This window comes from Terriglobales bacterium (assembly GCA_035454605.1).
GTDB lineage: Bacteria > Acidobacteriota > Terriglobia > Terriglobales > Acidobacteriaceae > DATMAB01.
Map to the genome: position 1 here is coordinate 1 of DATIGQ010000203.1, position 15,124 is coordinate 15,124.

Annotated in this window: 11 protein-coding genes and 1 tRNA gene; 5 read left to right on the forward strand and 7 right to left on the reverse strand. The window is 63.4% G+C overall.

The window, feature by feature from the left end; translation table 11 throughout:
- The 4 genes from VLE48_14155 to VLE48_14170 form a co-directional block, all read left to right on the forward strand.
- On the forward strand, positions 1-823 hold an 823-nt coding region (locus tag VLE48_14155; protein ID HSA94152.1), incomplete at its 5' end, for a radical SAM protein.
- Positions 824-829: 6 nt separating this feature from the next.
- Positions 830-1,318 (forward strand): DinB family protein, encoded by a 489-nt coding sequence (locus tag VLE48_14160; protein ID HSA94153.1) that lies wholly within the window; start codon positions 830-832, stop codon positions 1,316-1,318.
- Between the two features lie 170 nt (positions 1,319-1,488).
- A complete protein-coding gene (locus VLE48_14165) occupies positions 1,489-1,800 on the forward strand; it encodes a hypothetical protein (GenBank protein ID HSA94154.1) in 312 nt (103 codons plus the stop codon).
- Positions 1,801-1,965: 165 nt separating this feature from the next.
- Positions 1,966-2,166, forward strand: a complete 201-nt coding sequence (locus tag VLE48_14170) for a cold-shock protein (protein ID HSA94155.1) — start codon at positions 1,966-1,968, stop codon at positions 2,164-2,166.
- 71 nt (positions 2,167-2,237) lie between these two features.
- Here the strand turns inward: VLE48_14170 and VLE48_14175 are convergent, their stop codons facing one another.
- The 4 genes from VLE48_14175 to VLE48_14190 form a co-directional block, all read right to left on the reverse strand.
- Complete coding sequence (locus tag VLE48_14175) at positions 2,238-3,185, reverse strand: MBL fold metallo-hydrolase (protein HSA94156.1); 948 nt, start codon at positions 3,183-3,185, stop codon at positions 2,238-2,240.
- A 68-nt stretch (positions 3,186-3,253) separates the two neighbouring features.
- Positions 3,254-5,062, reverse strand: a complete 1,809-nt coding sequence (locus VLE48_14180; protein HSA94157.1) for a DUF885 domain-containing protein — start codon at positions 5,060-5,062, stop codon at positions 3,254-3,256.
- 269 nt (positions 5,063-5,331) lie between these two features.
- Positions 5,332-5,420: transfer RNA gene (locus VLE48_14185), tRNA-Leu, on the reverse strand.
- Positions 5,421-5,755: 335 nt separating this feature from the next.
- The gene (locus VLE48_14190; GenBank protein ID HSA94158.1) at positions 5,756-5,914 is read right to left on the reverse strand and encodes a hypothetical protein; all 159 of its coding nucleotides are present in this window, start codon (positions 5,912-5,914) and stop codon (positions 5,756-5,758) included.
- Positions 5,915-6,109: 195 nt separating this feature from the next.
- On the opposite strand from VLE48_14190, the gene VLE48_14195 reads away from it, so the two are divergent.
- Entirely contained in the window at positions 6,110-8,683 is a 2,574-nt protein-coding gene (locus VLE48_14195; protein HSA94159.1) for a protein kinase, read from the forward strand.
- 9 nt (positions 8,684-8,692) lie between these two features.
- On the opposite strand, the gene VLE48_14200 is transcribed toward VLE48_14195, so the two are convergent.
- The 3 genes from VLE48_14200 to VLE48_14210 are packed head-to-tail and all read right to left on the reverse strand — an operon-like array spanning position 8,693 to position 15,094.
- Positions 8,693-11,584: an NHLP bacteriocin export ABC transporter permease/ATPase subunit gene (locus tag VLE48_14200; GenBank protein HSA94160.1), complete on the reverse strand. Its 2,892-nt coding sequence runs from the start codon at positions 11,582-11,584 to the stop codon at positions 8,693-8,695.
- Positions 11,581-13,791, reverse strand: coding sequence for an NHLP family bacteriocin export ABC transporter peptidase/permease/ATPase subunit (locus tag VLE48_14205; protein ID HSA94161.1), 2,211 nt, complete (start codon positions 13,789-13,791; stop codon positions 11,581-11,583). Before VLE48_14205 ends, VLE48_14200 begins: the two co-directional genes overlap by 4 nt.
- On the reverse strand, positions 13,778-15,094 hold the full coding sequence (locus VLE48_14210; protein ID HSA94162.1) for an NHLP bacteriocin system secretion protein: 1,317 nt from the start codon (positions 15,092-15,094) through the stop codon (positions 13,778-13,780). The genes VLE48_14205 and VLE48_14210 overlap by 14 nt, the downstream gene beginning before the upstream one ends.
- Positions 15,095-15,124: the final 30 nt, after the last annotated feature.

The window sequence follows — 15,124 nt, forward strand, 5'->3', positions numbered from 1 at the left end:
GTCGCAGGCATTGCGCGACCCCACGGCAGTGTCGCCACCGCTCGGCATGACCCCAGACCAGATGGTCGAAGACGCTCTTCGCCAGGGCGGCAAGGTCCTGGTCAGCACTTACAACGAGCCGCTCATCACCGCCGAGTGGGCCGTCGCCATATTCAAGAAGGCGCGCGCCGCGGGCCTGAAAACAGGTTTCGTCTCCAATGGCAACGGCACACCCGAGGTCCTGGAATACATCCGGCCATGGATCGATCTCTACAAAGTGGACCTCAAGAGTTTTGACGACCCACACTACCGGCAGTTGGGTGGGCGCCTCGAACCCATCCTCGACTCGATCAAGCGCCTCTACCAGATGGGCTTCTGGCTGGAGATCGTGACTCTGGTCATCCCCGGCTTCAATGACACCGATGATGAATTGAAGCGCCTGACGGAGTTCGTCGCCGGCGTGTCCCCCTTCATCCCCTGGCACTGCACCGCGTTCCACCAGGACTACAAGATGACCGGGCCGGACAACACGTCGGCAGAGACGCTGCTCCGCGCCGCCGAGATCGGCCGCGCCGCCGGCCTGCGCTACATCTATCCCGGGAATCTGCCGGGCCAGGTGGGCGAGTGGGAGAACACCCGCTGCCACCAGTGCGGCACAACCCTCATCGAGCGCTACGGCTACATGATCCTCGGCTACCACCTGACGTCCGACGGCGCCTGTCCGAAATGCCGCACGCAGATTCCCGGCCGCTGGGCGCCGGAGTTTCAGGGACAGATCACCGCACATCCGTTCCTGCCACGCGGGCGGAGAATCGCCGACCTGGTTTCCCTGTTGCGAACGTAGCCGACGATGAAGAAGAATCCCGACGCCGCCTTGCGCGATCACCTGCTCTACGTGCTGCGCGGGGGTGGCGCGCACCTGAGCTTCGACGACACCGTCGCCCGCTTTCCTGCCCGCCTGCGCGGCCGAAAGGCCAAGGGCGCGCCACACACGGCGTGGCAGTTGTTGGAGCACCTGCGCATCGCGCAGTGGGACATCCTGGAGTTCAGCCGCAACCGGAAGCACGTTTCGCCCAAGTTTCCTGAAGGATACTGGCCCAACACGGCCGCGCCGCCCAGTGCTGCCGCGTGGGACCGTTCTGTGGCCGCGTTTCGCAGGGACCTCAAAGCCATGCAGGCGCTGGTACGCAATCCCAAGACCGACCTTTTCGCGCGTATCCCCCGGGGAGATGGCCAGACCATCCTGCGGGAGGCCCTGCTGGTGGCCGATCACAATGCCTACCACCTGGGACAGCTCGTCCTGCTGCGGCGGCTGTTGGGAGCGTGGGAGAACGCCTGAGCACGAGTCTGAGCGGCACGTTTCTTGGTAGCCGGCAAGCGCATCGGGCGGCGGAACCGAACCGGGCGTATACTGGATTCCTTGGTTTCGAAGACACGCCGCGCTTCGTTCCCCGTCTAGCCACCCCTGGCGCCTTCGCGATTGAGAGACTCTCCGAGGAAGGTGCCCCAATGCGCGAGAACACCAGGATTCTTTGTGTCGACGACGACGGCTTGCTTTCAGTGGCATCGCGCCAGATTGCGCTGAAGAAGGCCCATCTCAATGTGCTGCTGGCCTACGGCGCCGTCCGCGGCCTGGAGGCACTGGCCGACGAGCGCATCACCCTGGTGATCCTGTGCGGGTCCTTCGCAAGCGACTCGGCGCAACTGACGGCGGAGATGAAGCGGCGACGGCCCGGGGTCCAGGTCATCCGCCAGCCACGCTACGGTGCTCCGCTGCTGGCGGCGGTGCCTGCCCCGGACATCCTCCTGGTAGAGGCCTGAGCCGAGGGAGAATGTGCTGGTCAAAAGCGGCGATGCCGTGTATACTTCATTTAACGTCGAATTCGAAACGGTTGTGAAGCGGCTCTGCTAAGCAGGTCCTGCCTCTGCAGTATCCTCCGGTTGAACTCAGCGTAAATCCAATCAAGGAAGTGGTGTAAGAACACAATGGAACAAGGAACAGTGAAGTGGTTTAACGACGCGAAAGGCTATGGCTTCATCAGCCGGCAGAGTGGCGAGGATGTCTTCGTGCACTTTTCGGCCATCCAGGCGAACGGTTTCCGTAGCCTGCAGGAAGGCCAAGCCGTGCAGTTCAGCGTTGTGAAGGGACCGAAGGGCTGGCAGGCAGAGAACGTCCAACCTCTCTAATTTCTCAGCCGTAACAGCGAAGGCGGCCTTGGGGCCGCCTTTCGCATTTTCCGCGCCCGATTTTCTGCGCCCTATTTGCTGCGGGCCGGATCGGATCCCAGCAAGAGCGAAAAGTCGCCGAAGTCGTATTCGCGTCTTCCCTCCACCGTCTTCGCCGGCGCCTTGCCGGAACGGACCATGCGCACCGCCTCGGCCAGCTTCGTAAGCTGCCTGGGCTCCGCCTTGGGGACATTGTGCGCGGTCAGCACCCCATCGAGGGACGGCACCAGCGCCGCCAGGCGCTCCACCGACTTCGCGTACGCCGCGAAGTCCGTCTCCTCCGTGAACAGGTAGATGGGCCCCAGATAGAACGTGTCGCCGGTAAGCAGCAGCCGGTTCTTGCGGTCGAGCAGGCAGAGCGAGTCCGGCGTATGGCCGGGCGTGGCTACCACCTCGAGCGTCCGGCCACCCAGGTCGATTTGCTCGCCGTCATGAATGAACCGCGTAATGTGGAAGGCGCGGGTCGGCACCGGGCCTCGCACACCCTTGGGCGGCTGGCCACACAGGCGCTCCGGCGCAAGCAGGTCGCGCGCGAACGGGTCCAGCCCTCCTTCCGCGCTGCGCCGCGTGTAGGCGGTGTCCATCCCCAGGATGTCGCGGAATTCGGCGTTCCCGCCCGTGTGGTCGAAGTGGGTGTGCGAGTTGAGCACCGTGACCGGCAGCTTGGTCAGCTTGCGCGCGACGTGGGAGATGCGGCCCACGCCCAGCCCGGTGTCGAACAGCAGGGCGCGCTTGGAACCCACGATGAGATACGAGATGACTTCCTCGAACTGCTTGGGCTCGTAAATGGCGAAAACGCCCGGGCGGATGCGATAGACCTCGAACCAGCCGTCGGCGGCCTTCATGCGCTCCAGGGACTTGTACTGCGGGCGCGGGAGCTGGCGGCACCACTCCGGACGCAAGGGTTCGGTTTGGGCGGCGGAAAGCGCCGACAACGTGGCCAGGAAAATCACCGCGAGGCGGGCCGTCGTCTTCCTCATAGCGGCCGCTATTATGAACCAGAAAAGGGGCGGCGCTCGGCCGCCCCTCGGCTGATTCGCATTCCAGGCTACTTGGGCGCGCCCGCGGACTTCACCCCGGCAGCCGACTTCTCCTGCGCGATCCAGTGGTGGATCGCCGACTCCAGCACATCCATGGGGAGCGCGCTCGAGCCCAGAACCGCGTCGTGGAACTTGCGGATATCGAACTTCGGGCCCAGTTCTTTCTTGGCCTCTTCGCGCAGCTTCAGGATGGTCAGTTGCCCTATCTTGTAGCTGAGCGCCTGGCCCGGCCACACGATGTAGCGGTCGGTCTCGCTCTGCACGTTCACTTCGTCGATGGCGGAGTGGTCGTGGAAGAACTGCACCACCTGGTCGCGCGTCCACTTCTTGTAGTGGAAGCCGGTGTCCACCACCAGGCGGATGGCGCGCAGCATCTCGTCTTCCAGGCGGCCGAAGTCGTTGTAGGGATCCTGGTAGAAGCCCACGTCCTTGCCCAGACGCTCCGAGTACAGCGCCCAGCCTTCGGCGAACGCGCCGTAGAAGGCCTGCTGGCGGAAGGCCGGCAGTTCCGTCAGCTCCTGCCCGATGGCAATCTGCAGGTGATGGCCCGGCAGGCCCTCGTGGTAGGCCGTGGATTCGATGCTGATGGTAGTGCGCTTCTCCGGCTCGCCGGTGTTCACCTGCACCAGCCCAGGACGCGAGCCATCGGGCGTGCCTTGCTGATACTGCGCGCCTGCCGCTTCCTTTTCGCGAAACTCTTCCACCGGCATGATCTTCAACCCCGCCTTGGGCAGCCGTCCGAAGAGCTGCGGCAGCTTGGCCTGCATCTGGTCGGTGTATTTCTGGTATAGGTCGAGAATCTGCTGGCGCGACTTGGCATACAGGTCGCGGTCATTCTTTACGTGCTCGCGAAAACTCTTCAGATCCGAGTAACCGAGCTTTTTGGCGATGGCGAGCTGCTCCTGCTCGATGCGGGCCACCTCGCGCAAGCCGATCTGGTGGATCTCCTCCGGCGTCAGATCGGTGGTGGTGCTGCGCTTCGCCCGGTTGGCGTAGCGCGCGGCCCCGTCCGGCAGCGACCACATGCCGGGATCGGTGCGCCCGCGCGGCGCGTATTCCTCTTTCACGAACTTCGCGAAACGGACGTAGGCCGGCTGCACCGTGTTCCCGATCACGTCCAAAAATTCAGCCCGCAGGCGAGTCTGGTCGGCCTGGGAGAAGTCCTTGGGAAACCTGGCCAGGGGCTGCGCGAAGGGACTGTCTTCCGGCTTCTGATTGGCCAGGTTCTCCGCCTGCGCCACCACTTTCTCCAGCAGGAATTTCGGCGGCATCAGGTGGTCGCGCATGCCGGCGCGCATGTGCTCCATCGTCTGGTCCATGGACTTGGGAAACTGCCGCAAGCGGGCGACATAGTCTTCGTAATCCTTCACGGTGTCGAACGGCAGCAATTGCACCAGTTGCGCCGCTTCCAGGTGGATGCCCGAGATTTGCGTGACCGGCATCTCCCACTCTTTCCACTTGGCGTCCGCCAGCCGGTGGCGAAGGTCGCGCACCATGAGTTGCTTGTTCAGGGCCTCCTGCACCGGGAAACCGGTGGTGTCGACGGTTTCGAAGCGGTCGAGAAATTTCTTCGACTCGGCCAGGTCGTCTTCGATGGCCTTGAGCGAGAAATCGGTAACCTTGTCGTTGTAGCGCTTGTCGCCCAGGATGGAAGCGAACTCCGGATTGGTGCGCAGCGTGTACTCCCACTGCTCCTGAATCATGCTGTTGAGCGACTTGCGCCGTGCCTCGAGATCGGCCTTGGCATCGTGTGGGGCGGCTACCACCGTGAGCGGCAGCAGGCAAAGCGCCAGGATCAGGACAAAGACAGAACGCATGAGTTTGAGCTCCTTGGGATCAGGTGGGAGATGAGCGTGAGACGACCCGTTTGCCGGGCATCGCGGCCCTGCGCGTAGCACCCCGCCACGCTCCTTGTTTGGACGCATGCTGCAGTACGGGAGTTTCCTCTCGGAGGTTCCCTTGGGAATCAACTACTTGGACGCCCTATCTCCAGTTCGGTAAGCGTCTCTTGATTACGGGGAGCTTCACCTACCGCCGGTCACTCTACCCGCGTGAACCAGCGTCTTGGTCCACTCCCAAGGGTTTCTGGTGCCGGGAGCGGGAGTTGAACCCGCAAGGGCCTTGCGGCCCGGCGGATTTTGAGTCCGCTGCGTCTGCCAGTTCCGCCATCCCGGCACAGCTTTGGCTACAAGAGGTTAGCACAGCGGCAGGAAGCGCCTGGTTGGGCGCCTGTCCAGTGCCCATCGCATGCCGAGGAGGGCCATGAACTGAAGCGGCGAGTTTTCAAGTAGACGAGGCTTGAAGGGAGAATCGCTTTGCGACAGGGTTCGATCGGCTTCCTCAGCCCAAACCGAAGCCGTCAAGTGGGGCGCGAAGCTACCACCCGTCACGCCGTGGACACACAAGACAGTCAAAGACGCAAGGGCTGGCCTAGCCGCTCGCAGGCGAGCGGACCATAGGATCCGCCCAGACGAGAGGAGATCGTCGTGGAGACTCTCTCCGACCGGTTGCTAACCGCGACCGCCGCCGGGAAGATCGCCCGCGCCGGACACCTTGTCGAGGTCGGAGTCGGACAACTCGCTTCCAGGTCCCTTCTTGGAATCCACTTCTTTCTCGTGATTCTTCTTCGGGTCGGGTTCGCCGGCCTGCTTGTCCTTTTCTGTCGTCATGGCATCAATCTCCTTATTCCTATCACTTAGGATAGCTGTAACCAGCGGGGCGACGGCCAACGCCAAGATAAAGCAACGCGTCTCGTGGGAGGATGCACACAGCCTACGCCTGACGGGAGCCAGAAACAAGGAGATTCCGCGTTGCAGGTTTGGTTGACCCTTAACTTGCAGCGACATAAAATTCGACCACTTCCCATGCCGGTCGCAGCGGGTACCAGGTTCGGCGTATACGAGGTGTTGGCTCCGTTGGGGGCGGGCGGCATGGGCGAGGTTTATCGGGCGCGCGACCACAGCCTGGACCGCGAGGTCGCCGTCAAGGTGCTTCCCGCCCATCTAAGCCGTGATCCCGATCGTCTGCGGCGATTCGAGCAGGAGGCCCGCGCGGCCGCCGCTCTCAATCATCCCCATATCCTGACCGTGTTCCAGTTGGGGACGGACCCCAGCGGCTCGCCCTACGTGGTTTCGGAACTTCTCGAAGGTCAGACGCTTCGCGAAAGGCTGAATTCCGGTCCCTTGCCCGCACGCAAGGCGATCGACTACGCCATGCAGATGGCGAGCGGCTTGGCAGCGGCTCATAACAAGGGCATCGTCCATCGCGATCTCAAGCCGGATAACCTATTCATTACAAAAGAGGATCGGGTCAAGATCCTGGATTTCGGCTTGGCCAAGCTGGTGGAGTGGGAAGGCGCGGGCTCGGACACCAGCGCCCCTACCCTGGAAAGCGGCACCCGGCCTGGCAGTGTCATGGGAACAGTCGGCTACATGTCCCCCGAACAGGTCCGCGGCCAGCCAGCCGACCACCGCTCGGACATCTTCAGCTTCGGTACCGTCCTGTACGAGATGCTTTCTGGCAAACGCGCCTTCCGTCACGACAGCGCCGTAGAGACTATGAGCGCCATCCTGAAAGAGGACCCGCCCGAACTCGTCGAGACGAACCGTAGCATCTCGCCGGCTCTGGAGAAGGTCGTCCGCCACTGCCTGGAAAAGGATCCCAATCTGCGGTTCCAGTCGGCACGGGACGTTGGATTCTACCTGCGGGAGCTCTCGGGACTGACCGACATCAGCACAGCGGTTGCGCCTCGTCCTGAAGTGCGAATCCGCTGGCGCCGCTGGGCGCTCTTGAGTGCAACGCTCGCGGCAGTCGCGCTTGCAGTCTGGGCGGGCCTGCAACTCGGCAAGGCGGCGCCCCCTGCGTTTCAGCAGCTCACATTCCGTCGCGGGACGATTCACCAAGCGCGCTTTTCGGCCGATGGGCAGACTGTGGTCTATAGCGCCCGCTGGGACGGGGAATCGGCTCAGGTCTACTCCACCCGGCCGGAGAGTCCGGAATCCAGTCCATTGGCGCTGCCTCGGGGGAACCTTCTGGCGATTTCCTCCAAGGGAGACCTGGCAGTCACGCTGGGCTGCCGGTGGATCGGTCTGCTGGGGTGTGTAGGTACTCTGGCGACCGTGCCTCTGTCGGGGGGAGCACCGCGTGAGAGTCTGCAAGACGTGGAGTGGGCGGATTGGTCCCCGGATGGGCAGCAGTTGACCATCGTGCGCTACGCAGACGGTCACGAACGCCTTGAATATCCCGTAGGGAAAGTGCTGGTCGAGACAACCGGACTCATCAGCCATCCCCGCGTCTCTCCCAAGAATGACGGCGTCGCCTTTTTGGAGCATCCACCGCGATCAGACGCAGGAGCGGTGAATTTCGTGGATCTTTCCGGGAAAAAGACATCTCTGTCCGGGGGCTGGAGCACGATTCAAGGATTGGCGTGGTCGCCGGATGGCAGAGAGCTGTGGTTCACGGGCACGCGCAGCGGCAGCGTGCGTGCGCTGTACGCGGTCACGCGTGGCGGCCAGGAGCGCCTGATCCTGCGCGAGGCCGCTAACCTGACGTTGCACGACGTGGCGCGGGACGGCCGGGTGCTGCTCTCGCACGACCTGACGCGCCTAGGGGTCCTCGGCCTCCGGAGCGGCGAAACGCATGAGCGCGACCTCTCCTGGTTCGACTGGTCCATTGTCGAGGACATCAGCGAGGATGGAAGCTGGTTCGTTTTTGCCGAGAGCGGCGAAGCGGTCCGGGGCGAGCCGGTCATGTACAAGCGCGACATGGATGGCTCCCCGGCGGTGCGGCTAGGACCCGGCCGTGCGGACCGGATCTCGCCCGACGGAAAGTGGCTGTTGGCGCGAACCCTGGCTGTACCCTCCCAGCTTGTGCGGATTCCGCGAGGTCCCGGCGAGACGCAGCCCGTGACATCGGACGAGATCGACCATCTGCGGGCCGGATGGTCTCCTGACGGCAAGCAGGTTGTTTTCTCCGGCATTGAACCCGGGGGGCGGCGGCGGAGCTACATCCAGGCGGTCGAGGGCGGCAAGCCGCGCCCCATCACCCCTGAGGGCTATTCCGGCAGGATTCTTTCTCCTGACGGCATGCATCTCCTCGCCTATTCGAGCAGCAAGCGAAGTGACGACATCAAGGTGTTGCTATTTCCCGTCGATGGCGGCGAACCAAAACCGGTGCTCGGCATTCTGGAAAACGAGGAAGAAGCTGGTTGGAGCGCAGACGGAAGGCTGATTGTTTTCCAGGCCAACCAGGTTCCCTCGAAGGTATTCCTGGTGGACACTGCGACCGGCCGACGAGAATTGTGGAAGGAACTCAAACCCGGAGATCCTTCCGGCGTCCTCGGCCTCTATGGCTTCCGCTCGAGCCGGTCCGGAAGCGCCTATGTCTACGGCTACATGCGGATCCTTTCGGATCTCTATCTCGTCGACGGACTGAAATAAGTCGAGGGCCTAGGCCATCTGCCGCGCCATGAGCTGCGCAAAAAGGCCGGGCTGCGATGCCAGTTCGTTGAAGGTTCCCTTTTGCAAGACGCGTCCCCCCTGGATCACGTAGATGCTGTCGGCGTGACGCACCGTACTCAGCCGGTGCGCTACCAGGAGGCGAGTGATTCGCAGGCGCTTCAGATTTTCGCTCACGATGGCTTGGGTGCGGTTATCGAGGGCGCTGGTGGCTTCATCCAGGATGAGGATGCGCGGTTTGGAGACCAGCGCCCTCGCCAGGAGCAAGCGCTGCCGCTGCCCGCCAGACAGGTTGCTTCCCCCTTCGGAAACCATGGTGAACATGCCCATGGGCATCTGCTCGATGTCCTCGGCAAAGGCAGCATGGCGGGCCGCTTCCCACGCTTCTTCCATCGTGCAGACACTGCTGCCGGCGATGTTGTAAAAGATGGGGCCGGCGATGAGACGATTCTCTTGCAGCACCACGCCCATCTGCCGGCGCACAGCCTCGCAGTTCAGGCCGCTCAAGTCTTGCCCGTCCAGATATACAGTGCCGATCAGTGGCGCCTCAAAACCGAGCAATAGGTTCAAGATGCTGGATTTCCCGCTGCCGGAAGGTCCTACGAGCGCAATGCACTCGCCAGCCCCGGCTTCGATCGAGACATCATCGAGCGTCAGCGGGCCGTCGGCCCGGTAACGAAACGTGACGTGATCGATGGAAAAACGTCCGGTGAGCACGCCGGGGTCGGCATCGGAGGAGCTCTGTTCAGTCTCAGCATCCAGAATGGAGCGGGCGCGGCGCCACAGGCTGGTCACAGTCACCAGCGACTGGCTCGTTTCGCCCACGGTGACGACGCCGGCCAGCACCATGCCGAAGGCGGCGCTGAAGGCCAGGAAGGAACCCAACGCCATGCCGTCCGCCAGACCTTCCTGCGCTCGCCGCACGGCATCGGCCGCGAGGGGAAACACCACCGCTAGCGATACCGCCGGAAGCACGCCATTCGAGATCGCAACCGTGTCCTGAAGCCCGCGCAGCCGGTCCACCAGCTTCTGTTTTTCGCCGTACTCCCTGGCCCAACGGGCAAACGCCCGCTGCTCGGCGCCAGCCACGCGCAGTTTCGGCACCGCGTTGATGAGCTGCACCACCAGTCCGGTCAGCTCGCCCTCCTCCTTCTGCAGCCGCGGAATGAGGGCCGAGGCCCGATAGGCGCAGGTGCTGGTCAGGAACAGTGCCACCAGCGTGATTGCCAATCCCAGAACAGCCAGCGTGGAGTTGAAGTAGAACATCAGTCCCAGGTTCAACAGAGAGGCAAACCCCGTGAACAACGCGTTCAGGGTGCTGCCGCTCAGGTTCCGCTGGATTTCCGATACGGCGTTGGCGCGCGCGTGCAGATCGCCGGTGGTGAACTGGCGGAAGAACGATGTCGGGACGCGCATCAGTCGATCCCATACGGCCGCCTGCAGCGTAGAGGCGCCGGCCACTTCGAGCCGCAAGCTGTTCAATGTCTGGGCCGCGCGGAAGATCGTGGCACCGAGAGTGGCAGCGACGAGCCCGAAGGCCACCTGGAGCATCACCCGACGGTCGGCATCCGGAATGGCCATATCGATGAGGACCGCTGTGAGCAGCGGCACCGCCATGCCCACCAGCGTGGCGGCAAGGCCCGAAAGCATCACCACCCACGCCTCGTGGGCCTGGCCGCGAAGGGCGAAGCGAACCGCAGCCCGCAAATCGGCGCGGGCGGGAAGGCTGGGATACAAAGTGTGGGCGACCGGCACGAGCGTCTGTGCGGTCTCGCGATCCACAGGAATGCGGCGCATCTCGGCGAAGTCGCGGATTTCGTACCCTCGCCCGCGCCGATCCCGCAACAGGGCGACGGGGCGCTGCTCGGGACTGAGATATCCCAGCAACGGACCCGCGTCCTTCGTCCACCAGTCTGGGGGTAACGTCGTCCGTCGGCTGCGGATACCCGAAGCGCGCAAGACCCGCTGCAGATCGTCCCGGTCTCCCTTGCCCGAACCCTCGGGGACCCGAACTTCCATCCCCAAGGCACCGGCCACGGCGCGCACCGCAGCTACCAGGGGCGTGCCGTCGGAGACGGTCGGTTCCTCGCGAACCGGGGAGACCAGCGCCGCGAGCCGGGCGACAGCGCTTCGTGTCGCCTGCGCATCGAGCCACTGGCGACGCAGGAATCTCTCTTCCTCCGCTATCTTGCGCCCCTTATCGCCCATTTCCAGGGAGCGCATGAAGTAGGTCCCTAGGAGATCCAAGCCGCTAAGGCACGCATTCTCATCCTGAATGGCACCCGACGGCTGAAGCACAAGGGAGGTTTCCTCGGTGGCTTGGAGCCATGTGCCTCCGCCCAGCGGGTAAATCCCATGCGCCGAGGTCAGAAGCAGTTCTGGTACGCCAAGGAAGCAGACAGCTCCGCGTTCAACCTTGATCCAGACGACCTGGGCCGGTTGCGGCCCTATGCGCTCCCCCGGCCGCAGGGCGACCGATTGAGCGCCGTCGACGTTGACGGTGACAGGCGAATCGCCTTCAGCTTCGATGGCGCTACCCAGGTTGCGGATCCAGCGCTCGAGTAGCGAGAGCGCCTGGTGGTCTCCTCCGGCAAGCGCGTGGGCCAGTTCGCGGCGCGAGCCAGGCAGCAAGCGAACCGGCTCAAGGGCAACCGCGACCAAACGCATGTCGGTCTCGCGGTTGCCGGTCGCGGCCGGTACCAGTAGTTGCCCGCCAGCCACGGTGAACAAGAGGCGACGCTCGCCTTTGCCATGCTCGTTCGCCGCGTACACAGCTACGAGGCCAGACTCGACCAGCCATAGAGTGTCGGCATGGTCGAGAAGGATGGGCTCGTTACCCTCCACCGGGATCGAATCCGCGGCCAGTCTGTCGCCGAAGTTCAAGATGGCGTCGCCTCCGTAAGCGCCTCGCCCTCGCTGGCCAGGAGCGTCCGGTAGTGCCCTTCCTCAGCCCACAACTGCTCGTGGGTGCCGCGCTGTGTGACCTTGCCCCGGTCGAGCACGATGATCTCGTCGCAATCACGGATGGTGCTGAGCCGGTGGGCCACGATGATGCACGTGCAACCCCGGCGACGGATGTTTCGATCCACGAGCTTCTCGGTTTCCGCGTCGAGCGCACTGGTGGCTTCGTCCATCACCAGGATCGAGGGGCGGTTCACGAGGGCGCGCGCGATCTCCAGTCGTTGCACCTGGCCGCCGCTCATGTTGGCCGCGCGCTCCAGAAGCTGGCTGTTATAGCCACCGGGCAGGAAGGCGATGGCCTCGTCGATGACCGCATCCCAGCAAGCCTGGTCGATCTGTTCCTCGGGGACACTGGCGTCCCACAGCGTCAGATTCTCGCGCACCGTGCCAGCGAACAGCACGATATCCTGCTCCACCATGGCGATGGAATTGGTGAGTAGCTCCCTCGGCAGAGTCGAGCGTTCCTCGCCGTCGAAGAGGATTTCACCGCTCCAGGGCTCATAGAGACCTGCCACCAGCTTGCTGATGGTGGACTTGCCCGACCCCGTCGAGCCGATCAGTGCCACCCGCTGCCCGGGTTGGAGGCGAAAGGAAAGGTCTTCGATCAGCGGCGGGGCGGCGCGGTTGTATCCAAAGGTGAGGTTACGGACGTCGACGTACCCTGCCAATCGTACCGGATGCCGACTGGCGACCCACGGAACCGACAACCGGGTGGCACGCTCCTTGGAGTTCTCCAGCACGTCGTCGAGCCGGCTCAGGTCGCCTTCCAGCTCTTGCATGACGGCACCGAAGCCCATCAGGTTGTTCACCGGCAGCAAAAAGCTGGCAGTCAGGGCCTGGAAGGCGATCAGCATGCCGATGGTGAGCGTCCCGCCCAGCACACGGTACCCACCCACTACCAAGATGAGCGTGGTCATCAGGAAGGCCAGAAAGCCGGGCAGCAGGCCGAGGTAGTGATTGGCGAGCGCCATCCGCTGGGAAGTGTTCACGGTCTTGGCATAGTGGCCCGACCAGCGGGCGAAGAAATCGTTCTCTAGCGCGGAGGCCTTCAGCGTGCGGATGCCCTGCAAGCCCGAGATGGCTACCGCATGCGTCATGCCGAGGTCATGCGCGAGCTTCAGGTTCGTGTCTTTGCGGCGACGGGCAATGGCCTGCAGCGCCATCACGTTCACAACCGCCAGGGCCAGGGCAATGACCGTCAGGACGGCATCGAACTGCAGCATCACCGCGGCGTAGAACACCGTCATGCCCAGACCGACCGCGGTGGTTGCCAAGCGACCCGAGAGCGCATCGGCCACCTTATCGTTCAGGTACAGGCGGCTGCTGATCTCGCCGCTGAACCGCTGCGCGTAGTAGGAGACCGGAAGCTGCAACAGGTGCCAGAGGAATCGACTGGACATGGCCACGGAGAGCTTCATGCGGAGCCGTCGCAGAACTCTCTGCTGCATCAGAGAAAGAACAAACTGGAGCGCTGCGGCCACCAGCAACGCCAAGACAATGGGTCGCAGCCAGTCTTGCAGCCGGCGGATCAGCACGTCGTCGATGAAGACCTGGGTCAAGGCAGGCACTGTGATTCCAGGCAGGACCAGCAGGAAGCCCGCCAGGATGCAGAACAGCAAACTGGTGCGCGATCCGTCCAGCCGGGTTCGCAAGCCTTCCACGACGCTGGGCTTGCGGCCACCGCGCTCGAATTGCGGTCCCGGCTCCATGGCCAGAACCACCCCGGTATAGGACTCGTCGAATTCCTGTTCACTGACGGAACGCGGTCCGGTTTCAGGATCGTTCAGAAGAAACTGACCGTTCTTGTAGCCCTCAACCACCAGGAAGTGGTTGAAGTTCCAGAAGACAACATAGGGATAGCGGAGTTCGTGCAGGGATGAGAGTTCCTTCTTGTACCCCTTGGCGTTCAGGCCGTAGCGGCGTGCGGCCGCGACGACGTTGGAGGCCTTGCTGCCGTCGCGCGAGACGCCGCAGTCCTGCCGCAACTGAGCCAGGGGCACGATGCGCCCGAAGTAGCCGAGAATGATGGCCAGCGATGCTGCCCCGCACTCCACCGCCTCCATCTGAAGCACGGTCGGTGTGCGGACCCGTCCTTCGCGGTATTGCGGCGGTTGGCTAGTAGGTTCCACTTACGGACCTCAGGAAGGGCAGCAGGTAGGTGATAGGCGCACGCTCCTCCACCGCTACCCGTACCGAGTTCGTCGTCCCTGGGGAGAGCTTCAGTTCTGGGCCTTTGGAGGCGGACCACCGGTAGCCGCTGTAGGTGCTGGAATCTCCTTCCAGATCGGCGGTCACCTGGATGTAGGCGCCGGGAGGCATGATTTTCTGCGCCACTTCTACGCTACCGATCAGGCTGACCGCACCCTCACGGCTGACCGGAAACGGCGAGACTACGTTGACCGACCCCACGATGCCGCCAAAGCGCTGACGCTCCACGGTGTCAGGTGTGATTTGCACGGGCATCCCGGGCCGGATCTTCTTTCCGTCACCCACCGAGAAATACAGCAACCCGACCAGCGACGCGCTGTCCCCGCTTGTATCCATGCGTGCGACCGGGGTGCCGGCAATCATGTACTGGCCGGGAGTACCTGCTACTTCGACCACGCGGCCTCCGTGGTCGCACCGAACCTCGCTGCTCTTCCGCAGTTCGGCCTCGTCCTCCGCGATGCGCCCTTCCAGTTGGCGCATTTGCACCTGACGCTGCGTGGTGGCTTCCATGATCTCCCGCGCAAACCCCTTGTCGCTGGTCTCTGTCTGTTTCAGTTCGTCCTGCACCTGTTGCAGGCGCGCATACATCAGGCTGATCTTCCCCTGGTTGTTGGCGTAGTCCTTCTCTGCGTCCACCAGGTCCCCGGCGGTTTCCGCAATCAGCCCCAGGTCCTTCACATGTCGCAGACTCTCGAGTCTCTTCTTCAAAAAGGACTCCATCCTTTCCGCTTCACCCAACTCCGTCTGGAAGTTACGGGCCTGCAACTGCAATGTCTTCCTGGCCAGGTCGTACTGCTCACGATGCAATCTCATCTGCTCGGACTGAAGAACCGATTTGGCCCGATGTTGCGCCTGCAGTTCGACCAGCAGCGAGCGGTTCTCCTGCACGCGGCGCCAGATTTCGCCCTGGTCGATGTGCCCGATCACTTGGCCCGGGCGCACCACATCGCCCACGCGTATGCCGAGTAATTCGAGCCTCCCCGAAGCGGGCGCCGGGCAGTCCAGCACCCGCCGCGGGATGACGAAAACACCGCGGCCGGTGACGGTCGTGGGGATTCGGCCGACGACGCTCCAGATCAGAACCACCACCAGCAGCGCTGCGGCTGACCACAGCAGCATCCAGTCCTGCGGGCGCACGACCACCATCAGTTCGTCGATCTTCTCGGGGGAAGAAATGTTCTCTAGCGCCCTCTTGCGATAGATGTCCGACTTACTACCGAGCATGGCCAGTCCTCCGCGTCATCCTCTCAGTGA

Coding starts and splice junctions, on each gene's coding strand:
- VLE48_14160 (HSA94153.1), top strand. CDS start 830: ATGAAGAAGAATCCCGACGCCGCCTTGCGCGATCACCTGCTCTACGTG.
- VLE48_14165 (HSA94154.1), top strand. CDS start 1,489: ATGCGCGAGAACACCAGGATTCTTTGTGTCGACGACGACGGCTTGCTT.
- VLE48_14170 (HSA94155.1), top strand. CDS start 1,966: ATGGAACAAGGAACAGTGAAGTGGTTTAACGACGCGAAAGGCTATGGC.
- VLE48_14175 (HSA94156.1), bottom strand. CDS start 3,185: ATGAGGAAGACGACGGCCCGCCTCGCGGTGATTTTCCTGGCCACGTTG.
- VLE48_14180 (HSA94157.1), bottom strand. CDS start 5,062: ATGCGTTCTGTCTTTGTCCTGATCCTGGCGCTTTGCCTGCTGCCGCTC.
- VLE48_14190 (HSA94158.1), bottom strand. CDS start 5,914: ATGACGACAGAAAAGGACAAGCAGGCCGGCGAACCCGACCCGAAGAAG.
- VLE48_14195 (HSA94159.1), top strand. CDS start 6,110: ATGCCGGTCGCAGCGGGTACCAGGTTCGGCGTATACGAGGTGTTGGCT.
- VLE48_14210 (HSA94162.1), bottom strand. CDS start 15,094: ATGCTCGGTAGTAAGTCGGACATCTATCGCAAGAGGGCGCTAGAGAAC.